The sequence below is a fragment of the Bradyrhizobium sp. LTSP849 genome (assembly GCF_000938255.1).
Lineage (GTDB): Bacteria > Pseudomonadota > Alphaproteobacteria > Rhizobiales > Xanthobacteraceae > Bradyrhizobium.
In genome coordinates this window covers 135,541-159,238 of sequence record NZ_JYMR01000008.1, presented here as the reverse complement: position 1 = coordinate 159,238, position 23,698 = coordinate 135,541, and the positions used below count along the sequence as shown (strand labels likewise).

Below are 23,698 nucleotides of genomic sequence, written 5' to 3'. Positions count from 1 at the left end.
GCCTATTTCGGAAACGGCTTGCTCAAAAATTTCGAGCCCTTGACGCCATAGCGCCAGGGCAGCTCGACCGCCTTGGTGAGGCCGATCCGGATGCCCGTCGCGACCTCCACGTCCTCCGTCCGCGCATGCAGCGCAATCGGCGGCCGATCCAGCGGCAGGGCGTTGTGGGCGATGGTGATGCCGAGCGCTTCCGTCAGCTTGCCCGGGCCCGAGCAGAGCGCATGCACATCGACCGCGTGACGGCGGCGGCGCATTTTGGCGATGCCATGGGTCGGCTCCAGGGCGCGGATCAGCACGGCGGCGGCCGAACCTTCCTCCTCGCAGACGAAGTTGATGCACCAGTGGATGCCGTAGGAGCGGTAGACATAGACGTAGCCGGGCGGGCCGAACATCACCTGGTTCCGCGGCGTCGGGCCATTGTAGGAGTGCGCCGCCGGCTCGGTATGATGATAGGCCTCGACCTCGACGATGAGGCCGCCGACGCCGTCGACCAGCAGGGTGGCGCCGATCAGGTCGGGCGCGACCTCGTGGACGCTGCGTCCGAAAAAGGCACGCTTCAGGGCCTTGCCGAGCCGCGGTTTGGAGCCGTTCGATGCTGGAGCCATTCGAGATGAGAATCGCTTGAGAACAGAGCAAGATATTGCCCATATCTGCCATGTTCCCTGAAGCGGCGCGAGCCGGGTTGCGATGGCGAGCGAGACCGATTAGGTAGGACCTGAACAGACCGGACACCCCATGGTCGTTATTGTCGACACCATCTCGAACCCGCTGCGCCCGCGTCACCCCGAAAAGGTGAATCGCCCCGACTCCGCTTCGCCGCCGAAGCCGGACTGGATCCGCGTGCGCGCGCCCAACACCCGCGGCTATGCCGACACGCGCAACATCGTGCGCGCCAACGGCCTGCACACGGTATGCGAGGAGGCGGGCTGCCCGAATATCGGCGAGTGCTGGGACAAGAAGCACGCGACCTTCATGATCATGGGTGACACCTGCACCCGGGCCTGCGCCTTCTGCAACGTCAAGACCGGCATGCCGAATGCGCTGGACGCAGCCGAGCCGCACAACGTCGCCGAGGCCGTGGCCAAGCTGGGCCTTGCCCATGTCGTCATCACGTCCGTCGATCGCGACGATCTCGCTGACGGCGGCGCCGAGCATTTTGCCCAGACCATCCGTGCCATCCGGGTTGCGTGCCCCTCGACCACGATCGAGATTTTGACGCCCGACTTCCTGCGCAAGGAGGGCGCGCTGGAGGTTGTCGTGGCCGCCAAGCCCGACGTCTTCAACCACAATCTCGAGACCGTGCCGTCGCGTTACCTGACGGTGCGGCCCGGCGCGCGCTACTTCCACTCGATCCGGCTGTTGCAGCGGGTCAAGGAGCTCGATCCCGCGATTTTCACCAAATCCGGCATCATGGTCGGCCTCGGCGAGGAGCGCCACGAGGTGCAGCAGGTGATGGACGATCTGCGCTCTGGCGACGTCGACTTCCTCACCATCGGACAATACCTCCAGCCGACCCGCAAGCACCACGCGGTGATGCGCTATGTGCCGCCGGATGAGTTTTCGTCCTATGAGAAGGTCGCCTACACCAAGGGCTTCCTGATGGTGTCGGCGAGCCCGCTCACCCGTTCGTCGCATCATGCCGGCGAGGATTTCGCAAGATTGAAGGCCGCACGGGCCGCGACCGCCCGCTGAACCGCTATGCCTAAATTTTCGAGCAAGCGCCGTGTCCATCACAGCGCATCCGAGATGTTTGATCTGGTCGCTGATGTCGAGCGCTATCCGGAATTCGTGCCGCTATGCAGCGCGCTGAAGATCCGTCAGCGCATGCCGAAGCCCGACGGCACCGAGGTGCTGGTCGCCGACATGACGGTGTCGTTCAAGCTGGTCAAGGAATCCTTCACCAGCCGGGTGACGCTCGATCGCGCCAACCTGAAAATCCTGGTCGAATATCTGCAAGGTCCGTTCAGTAATCTCGAGAACCGTTGGACCTTCGAGCCCAAAGGCGATGATGTCTGCGACGTCGGCTTCTTCCTCGCCTATGAGTTCAAGAGCCGCATGCTGGCGCTGCTGATGGGCTCGATGTTCGACGCAGCGTTTGCGCGCTTCTCCACCGCGTTCGAAAAACGCGCGGATGCGGTCTACGGCCGGCCGAAGCTGGCGTCGACCTGATCAATCCACCGCCTTCACGATATCCGGCGGCTGCGAGGCGTAATACGCCGCGGCCGCTTCGATCTCCTGCGGGGTCAGCGCGCGTGCGATATTGCGCATCTGCTGACTGATGTCGTTGCGCCGCTCGCCGCCGGCAAAGGCCTCGAGCTGGGCCTTCATATAGGCCTCGGACTGGCCTTCGAGCCACGGGCTGCCGGTCTTGTTGTCGAGACTGCCGTGGCACGCGCCGCAGGGCGCAATCCCGCGCATCGGTGCGCCATAGATGACGATGTTGGGCTTGGGCAGTTGCGGTGTCGGGTGATAGGCCGGAAGCCGCGGCAGATAGGCGTAGTAGTTCGAGAGATCGGCGATCTCTTCGTCCGTCAAATTCACCGCAAACGGCGACATCACCGCGTTGGTGCGCGCGCCGGATCGGAAATCGTGCAGCTCCTTGTAGATCACGGCCGCATACTGGCCGGCGAGGTTTGGCGAGTCCGCGCGGCTGATGCCGGTCGGGCCATGGCAGATTGCGCAGCGCTGGGCGAGGGTGGCGCCACGGCCGATCGCCTCCTGGCTCGGGCGCGACAGTGTGTGCGAGGTCAGCACGACCTCCGACAGGCGTTTTGTCTGTTCGGGCGCCGTCACGTTTGCCGCGCGTTGCGGCACGCCGGCGGCGCTACAGATCGCGTCCCAGAAATTGGCGAACTGAACCCAGGGCTGCGCGAACGGCAGCACGATGAAGCCGGCAATCGCCGTCACGATGAGCATTGCGGCGATGATGCCGACGCCCGCGGTGAAATGGCGATTGCGGAAGGTGAAGAGGTCGCGCGCGCTCATCACTGCGCTCCCACATAGACGGCCGGCACCGACGTGCCCTCGGTCAACGCCAGCGTCAGGATCGGATAGCCGTAATTGGTGATGGTGAGCACGATCATCAGCGCCACCCATAGGGCATGCGTATTGAGCGCGACCGGCACGGTCGCCGGCTGGTGCACGGCGATCGCAAAGCGGTACGGTCCGGCATCAGCCTGCGGCGCGCGCATGCCGCGGGCCAGGATGACCAGGAACAGCAGGCCCGAGGTCAGCAGGATGAAGCCGCCGAACGCCGAGAATGTCACCGAGAGCGCCTGCGGCGCGATGGCGGGATGGCCGAAGTCGAAATAGGCCATGCGGCGCGGCATGCCCAAAATACCGACCCAATGCCAGGGGAACGTCGTGACGATCATGCCGATGAACCACAGCCAGAGCTGGGTGCGGATCAGACGGAGATCGATCAGCTCGCGGCCCGTCAAATGCGGCCACAGATCATAGGCGATCGCAAAGTACATGATGACGATGGCGCCGCCGAAGATCAGGTGGAAATGGCCGGTGATCCACTGCGTGTTGTGGATGGAAGCATCGAGCTGATAGCTCATGTTGATGAGGCCGCCGGCGCCGCCGAGGCCGAGCATCACGAAGGAGAAGGCGAGCGCCAGCATCATCGGATTGTCCCAGGGCAGCGCTCTGATCCAGCCGAACATCCCACGGCCGCCGCGCAGCCGCGCGGCGATCTCGACCGAGGCGCAGATCGTGAAGACCGTCAGCAGCGTCGGCAGCGCAACCAGCGCCGTAAAGGCCGAATGGATGAACTTGAAGCCGGCGCCGACCTGCGGATCGGCGAAGGTGTGATGCATGCCGATCGGCATCGCCACCACCAGGAACAGGATGAAGGAAATCCGCGCCATCGTGTCGGAATAGACCCTGCCGCCGATCGCGCGCGGCACGATGGTGTAATAGGCGATGTAAGTCGGCATCAGCCAGAAATAGACGATGGCGTGCAGCGTCCAGGAGAAGAAGACGCGGGCAAGACCGGCGTCGATGGTCGCCTTCAGCCCGACCGACACCGGGATGATCTGCAACAACAGCTCGAGCGCCGCACCGACCGCGGTCCAGGCCCACAGATAGGAGCCGGCGACATTGGCGAACATCGCGAGCGGCACCGGTGCACCGGGATGGGCCTTGCGCCAGACTCGTAGATTGATCGCCATCAGCGCGACCCAGATCCAGGAGCCGACCACGACCAGCACGACGCCGATGTAATAGAACGGGCTGCCGATCAGCGGCGGATAAAATGTGTAGAGCACCGAGGCGCGGCCGAGCGCGATTGGGATGATCGCCATGACGCTGCCGAGGACGATCAGCCAGAACCCGGCCCAGGCCCAGCGCACCCCGACCAGGCGCTGCTCCAGCGCGGCCTCGCTGATGGCATAGCCAAACCCCATCGCGACCAGGGTCGGGAACACGTAGCCCATCACCGTGCCGTGCGCGGTCAGCGAACGGTAATAGAGTTCGGGATTGGACAGCCATGTGCCGATCGGGCTGCGGATGAACATCTGCCAGGCGCCGAGCGTGAGTGCGACGCCGAACACCGAGAAGGCAAACCAGAAATGCGCGAGGATGAGCTTCCTATTGGCCAACACAGCTCAGCCTCCCGCCGCCCTTCGCGCGATTGGCGAAGTCGGCCTTGTCGATCACCCGGACCTTGCCCCACATGCCCTCATGCCCGAAGGAGCAAAACTCCTGGCAGGGCATCAGATAGTCGCCGGTCCTGGTAAAGCGCATGAGCTGCTCGGAGATGTAGCCGGGCACCAGCATGGTGTTGACGTTGGTGCCCTGAATCAGGATGCCGTGCACGACGTCGGCGCTGGTGGCGCGCAGCGTGATCGGCGTATCGACGGGCACCACGATGCAGGCCGGCGTGAAGGAATATTGCTGGCCGATCGCGCGCACGATCACGGCGCCGTTAGCCTCCAACACGCTGCCGAGATTGCTCTCAACGAATTCGCCCGCCAGATGCAGCCGCGACGGATCGGTCGTCTCGACGCGCGGCTGCGGCATGGTCGCGCGATGAATGCCGGCGAACGCCGCCAGCAACGCCATCATCACGACGATGATCACAGCGATGGTGGCCCAGCGCCGCTCGACGCGGGCAGCGACCTCGGCGCTGCGATGACCGTCCTCCTGAGCGCTCATTGCAGCGACCCGCGCGGCAGGAAGACGAACAGATAGAATGCAAACCACATCGCGACCACGCAGGCCGTGGCGATGCCGGCGACTGCAATGGCACCGGACGGGCCCTGGGCTACGACCTCCTCGACGGCCTGATCGGCGGCAGCGGGGCTGGTCGGCGGGTCGGAATTGAACATGGCGCCTCTCAGTTCAGCGGTGCGGAGCGCAGCTCGTTGGCCTCGCGCGCCGAGACCGGCGTGCCGCGATTGCCCCAGGCGGTGCGGATGTAGGAGACGACGGCGGCGACCTCGTTGTCGGACAGGAGGCCAGCGAAGGGCGGCATGCCGTAGGGCATCGGATTGCCCTTGGTGCCCGGCGGATAGCCGCCATTGAGCACCATGCGGATCGGATTGACCGCGGACTGCATCTCGATCGACTGGTTGTTGGCGAGCGGCGGCCAATGCGGCGGCCTGCCTTCGCCCTGCGTGCCATGACAGCTCGCGCAATTCTTGTCGTAGACGGTCTTGCCGAGGCTGATCAGCAGGCTGCTCTCGGTGGTCGGCAGCGCCGAGCTCGGCGGCGGCGGAGCCGAGGCCTCTGCGATACCCTTGAGGTACACCGCCATCGCCCTGGTGTCCTCGTTGTTGAGATATTGCAGGCTGTTGTGCACGACCTCGGCCATCGGGCCGTAAACGACGCCACGCGTGGAGACACCGGTCTGGAGCAGATCGGTGATGTCCTTGATGCTCCAGTCGCCGAGCCCCGCCTCGCGATTGGAGGTGAGGGACGGCGCGTACCAGTTCTGCATCGGGATCAGGCCGCCCTTGAAGGCGTCCGATTGCGAGGTGCCGCCGAGCGCGTTGATCGGCGAATGGCACATGCCGCAATGGCCGAGGCCCTCGACCAGATAGGCCCCGCGATTCCATTCGGCCGATTTGGATGCGTCCGGCTTGAACTCGCCCTCGCTGAAGAACAGCGTGCGCCAGCCAAGGATGAGCTGGCGGTTGTCATAGGGGAAGCGCAGCTCGTGCGGCTTGTTCTTCTGGTTCACAGGCTGAATCGAGCGCAGATAGGCGAAGATCGCATCGCTGTCGGCGCGCGTGACCTTGGTGTAGGACGCAAACGGCATCGCCGGATAGATCAGCCCGCCGTCCGGGAAGCGGCCATTGTGCATGGTCCGGTAGAAGTCGTCGGCGCTCCATTTACCGATCCCCGTCTCCGAATCCGGCGTGATGTTGGAGGTGTAGATCGTGCCGAACGGGGTCGGCATGGGGCGTCCGCCAGCGAACAGGCGGCCTTCCGACGCGGTGTGGCAGGCGGTGCAGTCGCCGGCGCGGGCGAGGTATTCGCCGCGCGCGATGATATCGCTGGTCTTGTCGCTTGTTTTGTCCTGCGCTTGGACAGCCGTCGTGAGTGCGGCGAGAGCGAGGAGCGTGATCGACAGTCTCAAGCCCATCATCCGCCTCATCAATTCGGCTGGCTGCCGCAGCCGAACGGCAGCGCGTAGGTGCCTTTCGGTACGGGGACCGGGTTGGTAGGCGCCGGGCGCGTCGCGAGCCAGGCCGCGACTGCGGTGACGTCGGCCTCGGTCAGGTGGCCAGCGACGAGCTGCATGCAGTCGGGCGACTTCGCCGTGCGGGTGCCGTAGCGCCAGGCGCCGAGCTGGGCGCTGACGTAAGCGGCGCGCAAGCCGAGCAGGCCGGGGATGCCGGGCTGCATGCCCGTCAGCTCCGGGCCGTGGCAGCTCACACAGGCTGGAATGTTGCGGTTCGCATCGCCGCTGGTGGCGAGCAGCTCGCCCTGCGCCAACACGTCCTTGCTGACCTCGCTCGGCGCCGGCTGCGGCAGCGGGGGATGCTCGCTGGCAAAATACTCGGCCATCGCCTCGAGATACGGATCGGGCAGAAACTCCAGCAGATAGTTCATCGGCGGGTATTTGCGCCGGCCACTGCGGAAGGCGAGGAGCTGGTTGTAGAGATAGCCGGCCGGCTTGCCGGCGAGACGTGGAAAGTAGACGTCGCTGGTGCCTTCGCCCTTGTTGCCGTGACAGGGCGTGCAGGCCTCCACCCGCGCCGCCATCGTGTCCGGCGGCTGGTTGGCCGTTTGGGCGGCCGCACCATCAATAGCGACGAAGGTGGCGATGGCAGCGAGTGAAGCTACGGTACGAGCGAACACAGTGTCGCCCTCCAGAGGGCTGGGCCGGTTGATTCCTGGCCACAACGTAAAGCGGCGTTGTTGCGCCAGTATAGGCGTGCAGAAGCTCTGAAGGGAACAAAGACGTTTGGTCGCGCCGCGGCCTCGCAGATCATGATCGATTTCGACAAATCTGCGTGCAATTTGAAAAGCAAGTGCGACGTCGTGGTCTCGCGGCGCTTCTCACTCGGCGCAGCATAAGGAAACGTAGCTGGCGACGGCATCGCAAGCTCTACGCACAACCGTCAATTTGAACTCGGCGCTCCCGGGAGTGACAAGTGCAGTTTGTGCCAAAATACGATGTGCTGACAGAACACCCCTTGCCATCGGCGGCACACGTAGAACGGCTGCATGTCTGGTGCTGATCAACTACAATACGAGTCGGGCGCGGGGGCTTGTATGGCGGGACCAGGGGACATGGCACGCTGGAAGCAATCGTGGAGTGAGGAAGACCTCAGGAGGCTGAAGACACTCGCGGGCACCAAGCCGATCACGATGATCGCAAAGGAGCTCGGCCGGACCACGGGAACGGTGCTTGCGAAGGCGATCGAGCAAAAGCTCCCTGTCATGTATCGGATCACGCAGACGCAACAATGATCGGGACACCGCAACGCCGATGCGGTCAAGCCGCGCGCCCGGTCATGCAAGTGCGTGGCTTGCGACGGTGCGAGGCGCTTCAGCCTCGCGGCGACCGCGGCGGCCTGCGCTTTGCAGCGTGCCGTCTCGGCGTCCGCGTCACGCGCGGGCGCAGGCGGGTTGCGGCGGCAGCACGGCGCGGCTTGACCTGGGCTTGCGGGCCGCGGGCGAGATCCATCAGCATGCGCAGCGCCTCGACCACGGAGCGGGCGCGCACGGCAGAGCGGCCGATCGCGCCAAAGCGCTGCTCGCGGTGGACGATGCGGCCATCGCGCGCGGCGACGGCGAAATGCACGAGCCCGACCGGCTTGCCGGGCGTGGCGCCGCCGGGGCCGGCAATGCCGGTGATGGCTACCGCAAGATCGACGCCGGCGCGCTCCAGCGCACCGACCGCCATGGCGGTCGCGGTTTCCTTGCTGACAGCGCCGAAATTCGTCAGCGTGCTGGCCTCGACGCCGAGCATGGCGCGCTTGGCATCGTTGGAATAGGTGACGAAGCCGCGGTCGATCACATCGGATGAACCGGGGATGTCGGTCAGCGCGCCGGCGACAAGTCCGCCGGTGCAGGACTCAGCGGTCGCGATCGTCAGCTTCCGCATGCGGCACAAATCGAGCAGCGAGCGGGAGAGGGCGCGTGCGTCGCTGCCGGCCATGGCCTAGACACCCCAGGGAAGGCGAATGGTGGCGCTCGCGGTGGCCGCGATGCCTTCCTCGCGGCCGGTGAAGCCCAGCCGCTCGCTGGTCGTCGCCTTCACCGCGACGCGGGAGATGTCGACGCCGGAAATCTCGGCAATGCGCGCGCGCATGGTGTCGCGCAACGGGCCGATCTTCGGCCGCTCGCAGATCATGGTCACTTCGAGATTGGCGACTCGGCCGCCACGTGCGGTCACACGCTCGATGGCGTATTTCAGGAACTGGTCGGAGGAGGCGCCCTTCCACTTCGCATCGCTCGGCGGAAAGTGCGAGCCGATGTCGCCGTCGGCCAGCGCGCCGAGAATGGCGTCAACCAGCGCATGCAGGCCCACATCGCCGTCGGAATGAGCCAAAAAGCCTTTCGTGTGCGGCACGCGCACCCCGCAGATCATCAGGTGGTCGCCCTCGCCGAAGGCGTGCACGTCATAGCCCGTGCCGGTCCTGATGTCGCCGAGCAGGCTGGCCAGGCGCGCTTCCTCGCGCACGAAATCTTCGGGAGTGGTGAGCTTCATGTTGGCAACATCGCCTTCAAAGGTCGCAACCGTCAATCCCGCCCATTCGGCGATCGCGGCATCATCGGTGAAATCGCTGCGTCCGTCCTTGGCCGCGCGACGATGCGCTTCGAGGATGACATCGAAACGAAAGGATTGCGGCGTCTGCGCGATGCGCAGCCGCGCACGGTCCGGCGTGTCCTCGACATTGCCGCCTTCGCCGATGAGCTTGATGGTGTCGGTCACGGCAATGGCGGGGATCGCGGCGCCGGTGCGGCTGGCCGCATCGATCGCGCGCGAGATCAGACCCTGCGAGACGAAGGGCCGCGCGGCGTCGTGGATCAGGACGATGTCCGGCTTGTGCCTGGCGAGCGCTTCGAGACCCGCGAGCACCGAGGCCTGACGGGTGGCGCCGCCATTGGTCGGCGGCTCGTGGCTGAGCCCTGCGACCGCTGCCGTGAACATGGCGCTGTCGTCAGGGTTCACCACCGGCTGCACGGCAAACACGTCCGGATGACGGCTGAAGGCTTCCATGGCGCGGAAGATCACAGGCTGCCCACCGATCTCGCGATATTGCTTCGGGCCGCCGGCACCCGCGCGCAGGCCACGTCCAGCCGCGACGAGAACGACTGCGGTGCGTTGTGATTTCGCCATAGGACTCAAATATTCAGTTGATGGTGAACAGTCGGGGAGTGGGTAATTGACGGCATGCCTCTAGCACGGCAGGCCCGCAAAAAAAGGGGGTTTCCCCGGATTGTGGGAAACAGCACTTTGCTGCACCGCACTTGAAAGATTTGCAGAACTGTCTAAAGTGTAGGCATGACGCTTGACTGCACAAGAATTGTGCGCAAGATAGGTCATGGCAGCGCGATCAAGCCCTGCCAAGTCAACGAGACCACCGTGACCGGCCCGGCAAGATCAGGCTCTAAGCCGTTGAAAATAGGCGACATTGAAATCGCGACCCCGGTCTTCCTGGCACCGATGTCGGGGGTGACGGACTCGCCTGTCCGACGGCTCGCAGCCGAGCTCGGGGCCGGTCTGGTCGTGTCCGAAATGACTGCCAGCGATGATCTCGTCAACGGCCATCCGATGTCGCGGTTGCGATGCGAAGCGGCTGGAATTGGCCCGCATGTAGTTCAGCTCGCTGGTTGTGAGCCGCACTGGATGGCGGAAGGTGCGCGGATCGCCGAAGCCGAAGGCGCAGATATCATCGACATCAACATGGGCTGTCCGGCCCGCCACGTCACCGGCGGCCAGTCCGGCTCGGCGCTCATGCGCGACCTCGACCATGCCGTCAGCCTGATCGAGGCGACGATCGCGGCGGTGAAGGTGCCGGTCACGCTGAAGATGCGGCTCGGCTGGGACGACCGTAGCCGCAATGCGCCGGAGCTGGCACGTCGCGCCGAAGCCGCCGGCATCAAGCTCGTCACGGTCCATGGCCGCACCCGCTGCCAGTTCTACAAGGGCGAGGCCGATTGGGATGCGATCCGCGCGGTGCGCGATGCCATCTCCATTCCCCTCGTCGTCAATGGCGACATCACGTCGTATGAGAAGGCGCTCGCAGCGCTCGAAGCGTCCGGCGCCGATGCCGTGATGATCGGCCGCGGCGCCCAAGGCCAGCCCTGGCTGCCCGGCCAGATCGGCCGCCGCCTCAAGGGCGGGGCGGCGGAAGCCACTCCGTCGCTCGAGAGCCAACTCCATTATGTCCGCACCCTCTATGAGGGCGTCTGTGCGCTCTATGGCCTGCGTGTTGGCCTCAGGCATGCACGCAAACATCTCGGCTGGGCGCTCGACGTCGCCGCCGATGTGAGCCGTGCGCCGGCTGAGAAGCTGAAAGCCTGGCGCCAGAAGATTCTGACCTCCGAAGATCCGCACCTCGTCCACCACTCACTGCAAGATGCCTTCGACGACTTCGCATGGAGCGCTGCTGCATGAGCTCAGCTGCTGAACATCGTCGGCCTGTTTTGTCCGACAGCGATGCGATCCTGGACGCTTTGCCCAATCCCGTGCTCCTGATCGGGCCGGACGGCAAGATCGTCGGCGCTAATATCGCCACCGAAGCCTTTTTCGAGATCTCGACGCAGTTCCTGAAGCGGCAGTCGCTGAAGGAACTGGTGCCGTTCGGCAGCCCCTTGCTGGCGCTGATCGACCAGGTGCGCTCGTCGAACTCGCCGGTCAACGAATACAAGGTCGATCTCGGCACGCCGCGCATGGGCGGCGACCGTCAGGTCGATCTCCATGTCGCCCCGCTCACGGAGCGGCCGGGCCATATCGTGGTGATGCTCCAGGAGCGCACCATCGCCGACAAGATGGACCGCCAGCTCACCCACCGCAGCGCCGCGCGCTCGGTGATAGCGCTAGCAGCAATGCTTGCGCATGAGATCAAGAACCCGCTTTCCGGCATCCGCGGCGCGGCACAGCTGCTGGAGCAACAGGCTTCCTCCGAAGACCGCATGCTGACGCGGCTGATCTGCGATGAGGCCGACCGCATCGTCACGCTGGTCGACCGCATGGAGGTGTTCGGTGATGAGCGGCCGGTGGTGCGCGGTCCCGTCAACATCCACTCCGTGCTCGATCATGTGAAGCGGCTGGCGCAGTCCGGCTTTGCCCGCAACATCCGCTTCATCGAAGACTACGATCCCTCGCTGCCGCCGGTGCTCGCGAACCAGGATCAGCTGATCCAGGTGTTCCTCAATCTGGTGAAGAATGCCGCGGAAGCCCTGATCGATGTCGCCGACGGCGAGATCCAGCTCACCACCGCGTTCCGCCCCGGCGTGCGCCTGTCAGTCCCCGGTCAAAAATCCCGGGTATCCCTACCGCTCGAATTCTGCGTCAAGGACAATGGACCAGGCGTGCCGGACGATCTTCTGCCCAACCTGTTCGATCCCTTCGTGACCACCAAGCAGACCGGCAGCGGTCTCGGCCTGGCGCTGGTCGCAAAGATCGTCGGCGATCACGGGGGCATCATCGAATGCGAGTCTCAGCCACGCAAAACCACCTTCCGCGTGCTGATGCCGATGTACTCGACATCGGTCAAACATGCCGATCACAGCAGTCGCGACGGCTCTGCCGGGAAGTCGTCGTCTGCATCACAGGGGGCAAAATGAGGATTAACGATGCCCGCAGGTAGCATTCTCGTCGCTGATGACGATACCGCCATCCGCACGGTTCTCAACCAGGCACTTTCCCGCGCCGGCTATGAGGTCAGGCTTACCGGCAATGCCGCGACGCTGTGGCGTTGGGTCAGCCAAGGGGAGGGCGATCTCGTCATCACCGACGTGGTGATGCCGGACGAAAACGCCTTCGACCTGCTGCCGCGGATCAAGAAGATGCGGCCGAATTTGCCGGTCATCGTCATGAGCGCGCAAAACACCTTCATGACGGCGATCCGCGCCTCCGAACGGGGGGCGTATGAATATCTGCCAAAGCCCTTCGACCTGAAGGAGCTGATCGCCATCGTCGGCCGCGCGCTCGCAGAGCCGAAGGAGCGGGTCTCGACGCCGGACGACGACGCAGAGATGGAGGCAATCCCCCTGGTCGGCCGCTCGCCGGCGATGCAGGAAATCTACCGCGTGCTGGCGCGGCTGATGCAGACCGACCTCACCGTGATGATCACGGGCGAGTCCGGTACCGGCAAGGAGCTGGTGGCGCGCGCGCTGCACGATTACGGCAAGCGGCGCAACGGCCCGTTCGTCGCGGTCAACATGGCGGCGATCCCGCGCGATCTCATCGAGTCCGAGCTGTTCGGCCATGAGCGCGGCGCCTTCACCGGCGCCAACACCCGCGCCTCCGGCCGGTTCGAGCAGGCCGAAGGCGGCACGCTGTTCCTCGACGAAATCGGCGATATGCCCATGGAGGCACAGACCCGGCTGCTGCGTGTCTTGCAGCAGGGCGAATACACCACCGTCGGCGGCCGCACTCCGATCAAGACCGACGTGCGGATCGTTGCCGCCTCCAACAAGGATCTGCGCGTCCTGATCCAGCAGGGCCTGTTCCGCGAGGATCTGTTTTTCCGCCTCAACGTCGTGCCGCTGCGGCTGCCGCCGTTGCGCGAGCGGATCGAGGACCTGCCGGATCTGATCCGTCACTTCTTCGCGCTCGCCGAGAAGGACGGCCTGCCGCCGAAGAAGCTCGACGCGCTGGCGCTGGAGCGGCTGAAGCAGCACCGCTGGCCGGGCAACGTGCGTGAGCTCGAAAACCTCGCGCGGCGTCTCGCCGCGCTCTATCCGCAGGACGTGATCACGGCCTCGGTCATCGACGGCGAGCTCGCGCCGCCCTCGGTCAGCCCGGGTGCTGCGGTCCAGCAAGGTGTCGATAATCTCGGTGGCGCCGTCGAAGCCTATCTGTCCTCGCACTTCCAGGGCTTCCCGAACGGCGTGCCGCCGCCGGGCCTGTATCACCGCATCCTCAAGGAGATCGAGGTGCCGCTGCTGACGGCCGCGCTCGCCGCCACCCGCGGCAACCAGATCCGCGCCGCCGATCTGCTCGGCCTCAACCGCAACACGCTGCGGAAGAAGATCCGGGATCTCGATATCCAAGTGTATCGGAGCGGGGGTTAGTTTTTCCGGGACGGTGGCTCAGCTCCCCTACCAAAGGTGAGCTGAGCCGGTCCGGATTGCGCTGGCCTTTGTGACTCACGCGGTGAGCCAAAGTCTGCATCTGGCTGAATGTTCCGCTGGAACGCAAGAATTGGTCATGCATCCGCAGCGCGCGGCGTCGCACCTATCTGATCAGACGGGCTGAGACCGGCTGGATATTGGCCATTTGCGCCGTCTGGTCCTGCCTGCTTGGGCCGTTGACCAGGAGGTCGGAGGCCACGATCAGCAGCAGCACGGCCGAAACCATCATCGCGAGAAAGAACTTGTCCATGCCGGGTCAAGCCGGAATGGCGGGATTCCGTTCCCGGTCATCGGCGTCTGGTTGAGACGGCCTCCTGTGGATGCGCCCGTCCGTCGCGACGAGGGCGCCGCGGAATTGTCGCAATTCAGCAACTTTGAGGGTTCGAATTCAAGGATTACGGTGGGCCTTACGCGCGGATAATTCCTATTTCTTGCTGAATCGAATAATTCCGTCCCAACTCTCCGCGGGAGGCTCTAGCAGGAAGCCTGCCACACGATCCAGATAGATTCCGGCCAGCACGTCTTCTGGATAATCATCCGCAAACGTCTCGATGGCGTCGAGCGCACGTAACCAATCCTGGCTGGCATACACCTCGTAGACGTGGTCCCAGTCCTCGACGAGCTTCCTTATTGCCGGCGAGACGCGAAACTCGTCAGGACCGTTGATGGTGCCGAGCAGTTCAAAAATATCGATGGGTTTGTCGACACCCTTCGGCCGGCTGCGGTCGACGTGCCGAAACAGAAATTCATCCGAACAGACATCCGCGATCAGCCCGCTCGTCAGAATGCTGCTGCCGTAAAACTTATTCAAACCTTCCAGGCGAGCAGCGATGTTTACATTGTCGCCAACCGCCGTGTAATCAATTCGGTCGGATGATCCGACGTTACCCAGTACGGCTTCCCCGACGTGAATTCCAAACCTCGTGTGCCAGGCAGACAGCCCCTTGTCGACCCACTGCACATTCAGGCGTCTCGATGCGGCGCGACATTCCAGCGCCGCCATGCAGGCCACGTGTTCGTGGCGCGCGACCGCCAACGGCGCGTTCCAGAAGGAAAAAATGGCGTCACCGATGAATTTGTCGACCGTTCCGTTTGACCTGATGATCAGGGACGCCAAGTGTTCAAAGTACTCAGACATGTGGGCCATGAGGTTATCCGGCGACATGGCCCCGACAATCGGCGTGAAGTCCTTGACGTCAGTGAACAAGATGCTGACGCGACGGGTCTGGCCACCGACCGCAACCTCGCTCTCGCTTTCCAGGATGTCCTTCACAAGGGCTTTGGGCACGAACTTGGATACTTCGCGAATGGTCCCCTTCATGCCCGACATCGATCGGATCAGCGTGTTTACTTCATGTACGCGGGATCGCAGCTTGATCGGATCATCGAGCTCGAACGCACGTATTAGTTCCGCTTCTTTGGAGAGCTTGGCGAGCGGCATCGAGATCGATCGCGCGAGATAGATGATCGCGGGCAGCGTGAGGAAAAAAATCAGAAGTGCGACGGGAATGCTTCGACCGGCGGCGTCGGCCAGGCTGCCCTGGAAATCGGAAAGGGGCGCTGCGTACAACTGAAAGAACGCGCCGCCATCCCTGGCGACTTGACGGTCCACGGTGGCCAGATACGTCATGCCGGCCACCTTGAAGTCCGCCAGGCCATAGGCGCCCTTGTCGGAGAATATCCGTAGCGCTTCTCGGACCACCGGGTCCGTCAGGTCCGCGGTCGTCGCTAGATCGATCGCGGGAGCGTCGCGGAGGCCGGAGCGCTTGAACAATTGTTGTGGATCGAAGTGGGCCAGCAGGCGATTCTTGTCGTCGAATGCCATGAAGCGATGCGCGTCATTAGCTCTGATCGAGCGGATGTAGAGCATCAACCGATCAAGCGTGAGGTCGACCCCGACAACGCCGCCATGCTCGAGCGCCTGCGCCAGGGTCATCCCGACCTGCGACGTTGCCGCGAACAGATAGGGCAGGGTCCGGATGATCGTCTTCGGACGTTCCATGGCGTCACGATACCAGCCGCGGCTCCGAGGGTCGTATGGCGGCGACGGATTGGTGAGCGTTCCGATCTGTCGGGCCTCGCTATCGAAGAACAGTCATGTCTGCAAGCGAGTGCCATCGTCGCCAGCGCGGATTTCCTAAATGGCGAACCGGGTAAGAGGCGGCGCTTGTAGCTCTTCGAGGAAAGCCTTTTCCGAGTCGGAGAACGATAGTGCGTGAAAGAAATTGCCGTTCTCGTAGCCGACATAGATGGCCGAGATCTGCGGGTTGACCTTCAGGCTGCTCAAGATCAGTTGCCGAACTGCATCCTTGGATCCGGCTGACGATTGCAGAGAAGGCATGTTGCGAAGAACGTTGGTCAGCAAATAGGCTGGCGTAAAAAATGCAAGGCGCTGTTCGTTGATCCGGTTGATTGTACTTCGGAAAGTCTCCGCGGCGACTTTGAGGGCCGTCCTGCGGGTTTCGAAATAATTGGTGACCGTGACAGCGGTTCCGACCAGTAGAGCGACGATGAGAAACAGCGACAGAACCGTCGTGAAGAGTGTGAGGCGAGGTGGGCGGGGCTGCGACATGTCCATTACGCTGCTCAATCAAGCTGGCGCGGACAAATCGATAACGCGCTGCGAGAGATAGTCGACCCAGTAACGGAGAAAGGGATCGGCTTCCTCGAGCTTCTGCTTCAGCTTCGCCTCGCTCACCGCCAGCACCTCGCAGCCCTGTGTCGTCACCGCCGTGGCGGTGCGATTGGCTCCGGCCATCAACGCGTGCACACCGAACATTTGCCCGGACCTCAAGGTGGTGACCGTGCGCTGTTGGGGCGTGCCGAAGCCTATGAAAATCGTGGCATCGCCGCGAAGCAGGATGTAAGCAAGCGTGCCTACTTCGCCTTCGGCGAAAATGGTTGCTCCCGCAGCGAAGATCCTGCGGCTCAGATCCTTGCGCACCGACTGAACCGATCCTTGTGTAAGTCCGGGCTCCGAAGTCATCCCGGCACCCCGCTTGCTGGCAAGCACTGAAGCTCAGGCCGCGTCATTTTACTGTTCCGGGAGGTCTGTGCTGAGTTCGGGCGCTGGCCGCCCTGATCTCGCTGATGGCTGCGAGCAAGGTCGTGTCCTGTAACGGTTTCCGCAGATAGGCCTCGGCCCCCGCAGCAGCGCAGAGTTCGTGCATATCGCTGTCGGTATGGGCGGTAATCACGATGGTCGGAATCCGGATTCCCACGTGATTGAGATGACGCTGCAGTTCAAGACCGTTCATTTCCGGCATCTGCAGGTCGAGGATGAGGCATTCGGGCAACGCATCGGACGTTGCGTCGGGAAGCGCAGCAAGAAAGTCGCGGGCCGAGCCGTATGTTCTGGCCTCGATGGCGCGCGTCTTCAACAGCCGCGCCAAGGCTTTCAGCACCGGCGGATCGTCGTCAACGATTGCAATCCAGGGCGAGGGTTGCGTCATGGGGCGAACGATGGACCCCGCCACCACACGTTGTCGAGTTGGCCCTAGGGCCAACAGCGCGGCGTTGCGAATTATGGTCGGCTACCGTCAATTCCGGCTTTTTCTGCGAGGCGGACGAGGTCGGCGACGGATCGTACTCCGAGCTTGCTCATCACCCGGCCGCGATGGACTTTCACCGTCTTCTCGACAGTTCCGAGGTCTCCCGCGATCTGCTTATTGAGCCGTCCAGCAACCACATGAGTCATCACTTCGCGCTCACGCGGCGTCAGCATTGCCAATCTGGCCTGGATCGAGCCCAGGCTGGCGTTGGCGGAGCGGTGCTCCGCATCTTCCTTTTCAGCCCGTCCAATGGCCGCTAGTAGGTCCGTATCGTTGACCGGTTTAGTCAGAAAATCGATGGCGCCGGCCCGCATGGCGCGCACGCTGGTGGGAATGTCATCCTTACCGGTCAGGAAGATGACCGATCTCTGTGATCCGCCGGCGCTTAGCGCCTGCTGCAGTGCCAGTCCGTCCAGATCGGGCATTGAGACGTCGAGGATGGCACAACCGCGGATCAAGGCGTCGTGGCTGACGAGAAATGCCTGCGGCGAAGTGAATGACCGCACGTCGTACCCTCTCGCTCGCAATAGTCGACCAACTGCCTTCAGCACGCCGGCGTCGTCATCAACGAGAAAGACGGTGAATGCACTATCCATCATTGGGCCGCCATCAGCATGAGGCGAGCAGGCAGCGAAATCTCGGCAACAGCTCCCCCCGCGTCGTCATTTCTGAGGTTGAGGGTTCCGCCGTGCTTTCGAATAATAGACAGATCGTCAGGCCAAGCCCCAGGCCATGATGCTTGGTTGTGTAGAACGGCGTGAACACCTGCTTTTCATCGACCGGCCTGATCCCCGGTCCTTGGTCCTTCAGCCGAATCGCGATGTCTCCGTCGGGGGTCCGGCTCGTTCGAATGTTGACGCGGCGCTGCTCTACCGGGGTCGAGGCCATCGCGTCCATCGCATTGACGACGAGATTAAGGAGCACTTGCTGCAGTTGCACGGAATCGCCGAGCACGGTGGGAAGACCGGCAGCAAGATCAGTCTCGACCATAACGCGCCGGCGGATCAGTTCACTGCGCAGCAGTGTCGTCGTGGAATCGACCATCTCGTTGAGATCGATTCGCTCGGATCGGCTCTCACCCTTTTTGAGCAGGCCGCGCAGCCGCTGCACCACCTCGCCGGCACGATTGTCCTCCAGCACGATATCCCTCAGCGTGTCCCGCACCTCGGCGAGGTTAGGAGGATCCTGGTCCAGAAGATAAATCGCCGCCTGCGCGTTCGACAGGATCGCCGTCAGTGGCTGGTTGACTTCGTGCGCGATCGCCCCGGACAGCTCGCCCAATGCAGAGACCCGCATCAAATGCGTGACCTCCTGTCTCTGCAACTCCGCCTCGGACTCCGCCGCTTTCTGGTCGGTGATATCGACGAGCATTCCGCTGAGCTGATCTGGTGCTTTTATGCCGTCGAAAGGAGCACGCGCGCGAATCCTGAACCAGCGGATCTGGCCGTCGAGGCGGACAATGCGGATGTCAGTAACAGCGGCGTGCCCGCGCGATACCCCGCGCAGGGTCCGCACTGCGATGCGCCGATCTTCAGGGTGGGCCGCAGCGAGAAACGTCTCGCGTGTGAGAAGCGTATCGCTGGCAAGACCAAACATCGTCCGGCAATGATCGGTCGTCCATAGCTCGTCGGTCGTCCGATCGAACTGCCACAATCCGATATTCGCGGTTGCGGCCGTAAAGGTCATTCGGTCCTCGCTCTCCTTGAGCGAACGCTCGGCCTGCCGTCGCCGGCGCAGTTGAACCAGCAGGACAGCGACGCCCCCCATCAGCAAGGCAATGACCAGCGCCACCGCTGACGTGAGGTAGCGATGTTCCTCCCAGAGGCTCGGTTCCTCGAACAAAACATCCGTACCGGGCGGAAGATTGCCTTGCTTCAGGCCCCACCGCGCCATCGCTCTCGAGTCCACATGGAATGCTTGGGTTGGATTGACTTTCGGTGGGAGCGAAGCGGGATCTTTCCCGGCGCTGACTGCAAGAACCAGCTCGGCCGCGGCAGCCCCGTGCGATTTGAACGTCTCGAAAAATCCGCCCACGACCCCGGTGTCGAGGTAAGTGTTGTATGGTCCATAGATCGGGGCAGGGGAGATCCGGACGAGTTCGCGGGCTACCTCCCTGCCGACAAAAGCTTTTCCTGTACCATCAGCAAAGAAAGTCAAAAAGATAACAATCGCGTCGTTCGGTATTCGCGAGACCTCGCTGACGAGCGCATCGAAAGAAAGTCCAAAAAGATAAGTCGTTTCAAATTTTCTGTCATGTCGTTCGATGGCGCCGCGAGCCGCTTCGTGCCATCGACGGTCTTCGAGAGTAACATTGCTGCCGATTACAATGAGCCGGCGTGTGGTGGGCTGAAGCAGTTCAGCCAGATGGAGGGTTTTCTCAAAGTCGAGGCCGACGAGGACGCCAGTAACATTGGCAGGAGGATGCAGGGCGGAATAGGTTGCTTGCGAAACTCCGGCAAACACCACTGGAATCTGCGGAGCTACGACGTCGCGGTAGTTCATGATGAACTGGAGTGCCGTACCACCCACCACAACGAGCACGTCCGGCGGTCGCGCGGCATATTTTTCGCGCAGGAAGGTGGCCGTCCGCACCTCGTGCGCGTTATCGGCGACGCGCACGAGATCGAGAAACTCAGCGTCGATTGCGAGCTTTTGCGAGCTTCGTTCGCGAAGGCGACTTTCTATGCCGTCTATGACCTGAGTGGCTGCGGGAAACGTGTAGTTATAAGCGCTCAAGATAAGGATGCGCCGCGGTGCGTCGTCCGCGCGCGAATGTATGCCTGGCAAAGAGAGCGCAACAGCTATCAGCAGGAAAACACTGGCCAAGGTGCCGCCGCGATTCACTCTTGTTGTTGGTCGTTCAAATCGATCGACGTTTTTCACGAGTTGTGACCCAGCTTCGGGCACCAACGGTAAGCTAAAACCTGTGGTCGCAACTTGTCGAGTCCAGCGGATTGTAGCTGGCGCGGAACTGACCGGAGCCAAACCTCAAGACGATCTGCGCCATGCACTTTGTGCCATTTCGTCCGAGCGACTATGCAGTTTGTGCCAATTCGTCGAGAGGGCACTTGCACGCCGGCCTGGACCTAGGTCCAAGTTTGTACAGCAGCCTTGCGGGTTAACGTCCTCTGAGAATGCGTCTCGCCAGGTGTCACCCGGCTAAGACCCTCCGCGCCCAGGTGAGTGAACACAGCCTCATCGTCTACTGCAAGCAGCATCCCGAGATGAAGATCGTCGAGGCGATCGACGTGATCTTCAAGCGGCAACAGTGGACCAAGGTCCAACTAGGCTCATCGACGCTGCGCTTTAGATTTACCGCTCTGTCCGGCGATCATCATACGAACCGCTGCTGAGTGTGTTTACAAATACGGAGCATCCGACGTGAGCTTAGCGCACGCAACGGTCGCAGACGTCTGTGAAAACTGCCCGCCGAACTCGATCTTCATTCCGGGCGGAACGTTTCGTATGGGATCGGATCGGCACTATCCCGAGGAAGCTCCATCCCACAGGGTGAGCGTCGATGGCTTCTGGATTGACCGCACGCCGGTGACGAACCGGCAATTCAAGGAGTTCGTGCGCGCTACCGGCCATGCCACGTTCGCCGAGGTCGCTCCCAATCCGAAGGACTACCCGGACGCCCTGCCACACATGATCTTCGCAGGGTCGCTCACCTTCACGCCCCCGGATCATCCTGTCGATCTTCACGACTACAGCCAATGGTGGACACTGCTCAAGGGCGCCAACTGGCGCCATCCTGACGGCCCGGAAAGCAATATCAAGTCACTAGACGATCATCCCGTCGTGCACATCGCCCATGCCGACGCGCTCGCCTATGCCCGATGGGCCGGCAAGGATCTGCCCACGGAAGCAGAGTGGGAATTTGCCTCGCGTGGCGGCCTCGATGAGGCCGAGTACGCCTGGGGTGACGAGCTTGTTCCGGGCGGTGTCCATCAAGCCAACATTTGGCAAGGTCACTTCCCGTTCGAGAACCGGAGCGAGGATGGCTACGAGCGCACCTCGCCGGTATCGACCTATCCGCCAAACGGTTACGGCGTCTTCGACATGATCGGGAATGTCTGGGAATGGACCAGCGACTGGTGGGCGCCGAAGCACCATGCCGATGCAACGAAGGCCTGCTGCATTCCGCAAAACCCGCGCGGCGGCTCCGAACATGACAGCCACGATCCGTCGCTGCCACTCAGCCGGATACCGCGCAAGGTGATCAAGGGCGGCTCGCACCTCTGCGCGCCAAACTATTGCCGGCGCTACCGACCGGCTGCGCGCCATGCCGAACCGATCGACACGTCCACCAGCCACCTCGGGTTTCGCTGCGTCACACGTCCAGGGAGAAAGTGATGACTGAGAAGAAGACGACTGAAGACTTCAGCCGCCGCAAACTGCTTGCGGCCTCAAGCTCGCTTGCCACCATTGCCGCCTTCTCGGCAATGGCACCTGTCCAAACTGCTCAAGCGCAGGCGACCACGCAGCCATCGTCCTCGGCCGGCGGATCAAAGCCGAACATCATCCTTATCCTGTCGGATGACTTTGGTTATGGCGACTCCGGGCCCTACGGCGGCGGCGAAAATCGCGGCATGCCGACGCCGAGCATCGATCGTCTCGCGGCCGAAGGACTGCAATTTATGTCTTTCTACGCACAGCCGAGCTGCACGCCGGGGCGTGCCGCGGTACAGACCGGCCGAATTCCAAATCGTAGCGGCATGACCACTGTGGCATTCCAGGGGCAGGGTGGGGGCTTGCCGGCGGCGGAATGGACGCTTGCGTCGGTTTTGAAGACGGCTGGCTATAGGACGTTCTTCACGGGCAAATGGCATCTCGGCGAGGATGATTATGCGATACCGAACGCCCAGGGTTATGACGAGATGAAGTATTGCGGGCTCTATCATCTCAATGCTTACACATACGCCGATCCGACATGGTTTCCCGACATGGACCCTGAACTGAGGGCGATGTTCACGAAGGTCACCAAGGGCGCGCTGTCCGGAAACGCCGGCCAGCCCGCGAAGGAGGATTTCAAGATCAACGGCCAGTACGTCAACACGCCGGACAAGGGCGTGGTCGGCATCCCCTTCTTCGACGACTATGTCGAGAAGGCCTCGCTTGAATATCTGGATCGCAACAAGGCATCGGGCCCCTTCTTTATGAGCATCAACTTCATGAAGGTGCATCAGCCCAATATGCCGGCGCCCGAATTCCAGGGCAAATCGATGTCGAAGAGCAAGTTCGCAGACTCGGTCGTGGAGAACGACACGCGTATCGGCCGCATCATGGAAAAGGTGCGGTCCCTCGGGCTCGACAAGAACACTTATGTGTTCTGGACGACCGACAACGGTGCGTGGCAGGACGTTTATCCGGATGCCGGGTATACGCCTTTCCGCGGCACCAAAGGCACCGTTCGTGAGGGCGGCAACCGTGTCCCGTCCCTCGCATGGGGGCCCGGCATCAAGGCCGGCACGAAGAACTCCGACGTCGTCGGCGGTCTTGATTACATGGCGACTTTCGCGAAGCTCGCCGGCGTGAAGCTGCCGGAGAACGACCGCGAGGGTAAGCCCATCATCTTCGACAGCGTCGATATGTCACCGATCCTGTTCGAACCGGCAAGTCGGAGCGTAAGAACTGGTTCTACTTCACCGAGTCGGAGCTGACGCCCGGTGCCGCCCGTGTTGGCAATTACAAGGCCGTGTTCAATTTGCGCGGTGACAACGGTGCCCAGACCGGTGGCCTGGCGGTTGACACCAATCTCGGCTGGAAAGGACCGGAGTCCTATGTAGCGACGGTTCCTCAGGTTTTTGATCTCTGGCAGGACCCGCAGGAGCGGTACGACATCTTCATGAATAACTACACGGAGCACACGTGGTCCTTGGTTACGATCAATGCCGCGATCAAGGATCTGATGCAGACTTACGTGAAGTACCCTCCACGGAAGATTCAGAGCGAGACCTACGCAGGACCGATCACGATACAGCAGTACGAGCGATTCCAGTTCTTCAGGGATTCGCTCGCCAAGAACGGCTTCCAGATCGGCATGCCCAATGGCAACTGAGGTCAATCGACGGAACGGCCCCGGATCGCGGGGCCGTTCTGCTGTTCGGGCGCGAACTGAATTACAAGGGCCGAGGACCTATGAACGGAAGCTTCGTTGATCGTCGCATGATGCTGGTGGCTGCGGGGATGCTGTCGTGGGCGATAGCCATACGTCGAGCTGCGGGTGCCTCTGCTGTTCAACCTCCACCGCGCAAGATTCGAGAGAACTGAGAAAGCGGTCGAACACCGTCGAATCCCAAGCTCGGCGTTTTGATAAATCGTGGCAAAAACAAGAAGCTGAATTTGGTAAGCCACTGAGATCGCGTGGCTATTTGACA

General features: G+C 62.6%; 24 protein-coding genes and 1 pseudogene. 9 read left to right on the top strand and 16 right to left on the bottom strand.

The annotated features are described in order from the left end of the window. Nucleotides 1–2: 2 nt before the first annotated feature. Complete coding sequence (locus UB31_RS07230) at nt 3–605, bottom strand: DNA-3-methyladenine glycosylase (RefSeq protein ID WP_045010367.1); 603 nt, start codon at nt 603–605, stop codon at nt 3–5. 130 nt (nt 606–735) lie between these two features. Between UB31_RS07230 and lipA the strand changes: the two genes are divergently transcribed. Together lipA and UB31_RS07220 are read left to right on the top strand one after the other, a co-directional pair. Further along, entirely contained in the window at nt 736–1,692 is a 957-nt protein-coding gene (gene lipA, locus UB31_RS07225) for a lipoyl synthase (protein ID WP_045007287.1), read from the top strand. A 6-nt stretch (nt 1,693–1,698) separates the two neighbouring features. Then, nucleotides 1,699–2,169, top strand: coding sequence for a type II toxin-antitoxin system RatA family toxin (locus UB31_RS07220; protein WP_045010366.1), 471 nt, complete (start codon nt 1,699–1,701; stop codon nt 2,167–2,169). On the opposite strand, the gene UB31_RS07215 is transcribed toward UB31_RS07220, so the two are convergent. The 6 genes from UB31_RS07215 to UB31_RS07190 are packed head-to-tail and all read right to left on the bottom strand — an operon-like array spanning nt 2,170 to nt 7,311. After that, on the bottom strand, nt 2,170–2,985 hold the full coding sequence (locus UB31_RS07215) for a c-type cytochrome (protein ID WP_045010365.1): 816 nt from the start codon (nt 2,983–2,985) through the stop codon (nt 2,170–2,172). Further along, nucleotides 2,985–4,607 (bottom strand): b(o/a)3-type cytochrome-c oxidase subunit 1, encoded by a 1,623-nt coding sequence (locus UB31_RS07210; protein ID WP_045010364.1) that lies wholly within the window; start codon nt 4,605–4,607, stop codon nt 2,985–2,987. The genes UB31_RS07215 and UB31_RS07210 overlap by 1 nt, the downstream gene beginning before the upstream one ends. After that, on the bottom strand, nt 4,594–5,160 hold the full coding sequence (locus tag UB31_RS07205; RefSeq protein WP_045010363.1) for a cupredoxin domain-containing protein: 567 nt from the start codon (nt 5,158–5,160) through the stop codon (nt 4,594–4,596). The genes UB31_RS07210 and UB31_RS07205 overlap by 14 nt, the downstream gene beginning before the upstream one ends. Beyond that, nucleotides 5,157–5,333: a hypothetical protein gene (locus UB31_RS42065; RefSeq protein ID WP_045007292.1), complete on the bottom strand. Its 177-nt coding sequence runs from the start codon at nt 5,331–5,333 to the stop codon at nt 5,157–5,159. Before UB31_RS42065 ends, UB31_RS07205 begins: the two co-directional genes overlap by 4 nt. A gap of 8 nt (nt 5,334–5,341) precedes the next feature. Continuing rightward, on the bottom strand, nt 5,342–6,592 hold the full coding sequence (locus UB31_RS07195) for a cytochrome c (RefSeq protein ID WP_082078436.1): 1,251 nt from the start codon (nt 6,590–6,592) through the stop codon (nt 5,342–5,344). A gap of 11 nt (nt 6,593–6,603) precedes the next feature. Further along, nucleotides 6,604–7,311: a c-type cytochrome gene (locus tag UB31_RS07190; RefSeq protein ID WP_045010361.1), complete on the bottom strand. Its 708-nt coding sequence runs from the start codon at nt 7,309–7,311 to the stop codon at nt 6,604–6,606. Between the two features lie 435 nt (nt 7,312–7,746). Between UB31_RS07190 and UB31_RS07185 the strand changes: the two genes are divergently transcribed. Next, entirely contained in the window at nt 7,747–7,926 is a 180-nt protein-coding gene (locus UB31_RS07185) for a hypothetical protein (RefSeq protein WP_045007612.1), read from the top strand. Between the two features lie 79 nt (nt 7,927–8,005). Here UB31_RS07185 and UB31_RS07180 read toward each other — a convergent pair whose 3' ends face one another. Further along, nucleotides 8,006–8,617, bottom strand: a complete 612-nt coding sequence (locus tag UB31_RS07180) for a CinA family protein (protein ID WP_045007294.1) — start codon at nt 8,615–8,617, stop codon at nt 8,006–8,008. Nucleotides 8,618–8,620: 3 nt separating this feature from the next. Then, a complete protein-coding gene (locus tag UB31_RS07175) occupies nt 8,621–9,802 on the bottom strand; it encodes a bifunctional 2-C-methyl-D-erythritol 4-phosphate cytidylyltransferase/2-C-methyl-D-erythritol 2,4-cyclodiphosphate synthase (protein ID WP_045010360.1) in 1,182 nt (393 codons plus the stop codon). A gap of 279 nt (nt 9,803–10,081) precedes the next feature. On the opposite strand from UB31_RS07175, the gene dusB reads away from it, so the two are divergent. The 3 genes from dusB to ntrC are packed head-to-tail and all read left to right on the top strand — an operon-like array spanning nt 10,082 to nt 13,707. Further along, a complete protein-coding gene (gene dusB / locus UB31_RS07170; RefSeq protein WP_197090778.1) occupies nt 10,082–11,083 on the top strand; it encodes a tRNA dihydrouridine synthase DusB in 1,002 nt (333 codons plus the stop codon). Continuing rightward, the gene (locus UB31_RS07165) at nt 11,080–12,255 is read left to right on the top strand and encodes a two-component system sensor histidine kinase NtrB (RefSeq protein ID WP_045007613.1); all 1,176 of its coding nucleotides are present in this window, start codon (nt 11,080–11,082) and stop codon (nt 12,253–12,255) included. The genes dusB and UB31_RS07165 overlap by 4 nt, the downstream gene beginning before the upstream one ends. Nucleotides 12,256–12,264: 9 nt before the next feature. Further along, nucleotides 12,265–13,707: a nitrogen regulation protein NR(I) gene (gene ntrC, locus UB31_RS07160; RefSeq protein ID WP_045007297.1), complete on the top strand. Its 1,443-nt coding sequence runs from the start codon at nt 12,265–12,267 to the stop codon at nt 13,705–13,707. A gap of 163 nt (nt 13,708–13,870) precedes the next feature. Here the strand turns inward: ntrC and UB31_RS41240 are convergent, their stop codons facing one another. The 7 genes from UB31_RS41240 to UB31_RS40255 all read right to left on the bottom strand — a co-directional run bounded on the left by UB31_RS41240 (nt 13,871) and on the right by UB31_RS40255 (nt 20,201). Next, entirely contained in the window at nt 13,871–14,017 is a 147-nt protein-coding gene (locus UB31_RS41240) for a hypothetical protein (RefSeq protein ID WP_156175219.1), read from the bottom strand. 174 nt (nt 14,018–14,191) lie between these two features. Then, nucleotides 14,192–15,769, bottom strand: a complete 1,578-nt coding sequence (locus UB31_RS07150) for an adenylate/guanylate cyclase domain-containing protein (RefSeq protein WP_045010359.1) — start codon at nt 15,767–15,769, stop codon at nt 14,192–14,194. A 135-nt stretch (nt 15,770–15,904) separates the two neighbouring features. Further along, nucleotides 15,905–16,345, bottom strand: coding sequence for a hypothetical protein (locus UB31_RS07145; RefSeq protein ID WP_045010358.1), 441 nt, complete (start codon nt 16,343–16,345; stop codon nt 15,905–15,907). A 12-nt stretch (nt 16,346–16,357) separates the two neighbouring features. Further along, nucleotides 16,358–16,711: a cyclic nucleotide-binding domain-containing protein gene (locus tag UB31_RS07140; RefSeq protein WP_050032227.1), complete on the bottom strand. Its 354-nt coding sequence runs from the start codon at nt 16,709–16,711 to the stop codon at nt 16,358–16,360. An 85-nt stretch (nt 16,712–16,796) separates the two neighbouring features. Continuing rightward, complete coding sequence (locus tag UB31_RS07135) at nt 16,797–17,219, bottom strand: response regulator transcription factor (RefSeq protein WP_045010357.1); 423 nt, start codon at nt 17,217–17,219, stop codon at nt 16,797–16,799. 71 nt (nt 17,220–17,290) lie between these two features. Continuing rightward, the gene (locus tag UB31_RS07130) at nt 17,291–17,917 is read right to left on the bottom strand and encodes a response regulator transcription factor (RefSeq protein ID WP_045010356.1); all 627 of its coding nucleotides are present in this window, start codon (nt 17,915–17,917) and stop codon (nt 17,291–17,293) included. 10 nt (nt 17,918–17,927) lie between these two features. Further along, nucleotides 17,928–20,201: a sensor histidine kinase gene (locus UB31_RS40255; protein ID WP_197090777.1), complete on the bottom strand. Its 2,274-nt coding sequence runs from the start codon at nt 20,199–20,201 to the stop codon at nt 17,928–17,930. Nucleotides 20,202–20,497: 296 nt separating this feature from the next. Here UB31_RS40255 and UB31_RS41235 point away from each other — a divergent pair, with 296 nt between their 5' ends. From UB31_RS41235 to UB31_RS07110, 3 genes and pseudogenes are all read left to right on the top strand, one after another. Further along, complete coding sequence (locus UB31_RS41235; protein ID WP_156163316.1) at nt 20,498–20,671, top strand: hypothetical protein; 174 nt, start codon at nt 20,498–20,500, stop codon at nt 20,669–20,671. Between the two features lie 28 nt (nt 20,672–20,699). After that, nucleotides 20,700–21,674 (top strand): formylglycine-generating enzyme family protein, encoded by a 975-nt coding sequence (locus UB31_RS07115; RefSeq protein ID WP_045007304.1) that lies wholly within the window; start codon nt 20,700–20,702, stop codon nt 21,672–21,674. Continuing rightward, a pseudogene (locus UB31_RS07110) lies at nt 21,674–23,379 on the top strand (arylsulfatase). Before UB31_RS07115 ends, UB31_RS07110 begins: the two are co-directional and overlap by 1 nt. Nucleotides 23,380–23,698 lie beyond the last annotated feature (319 nt).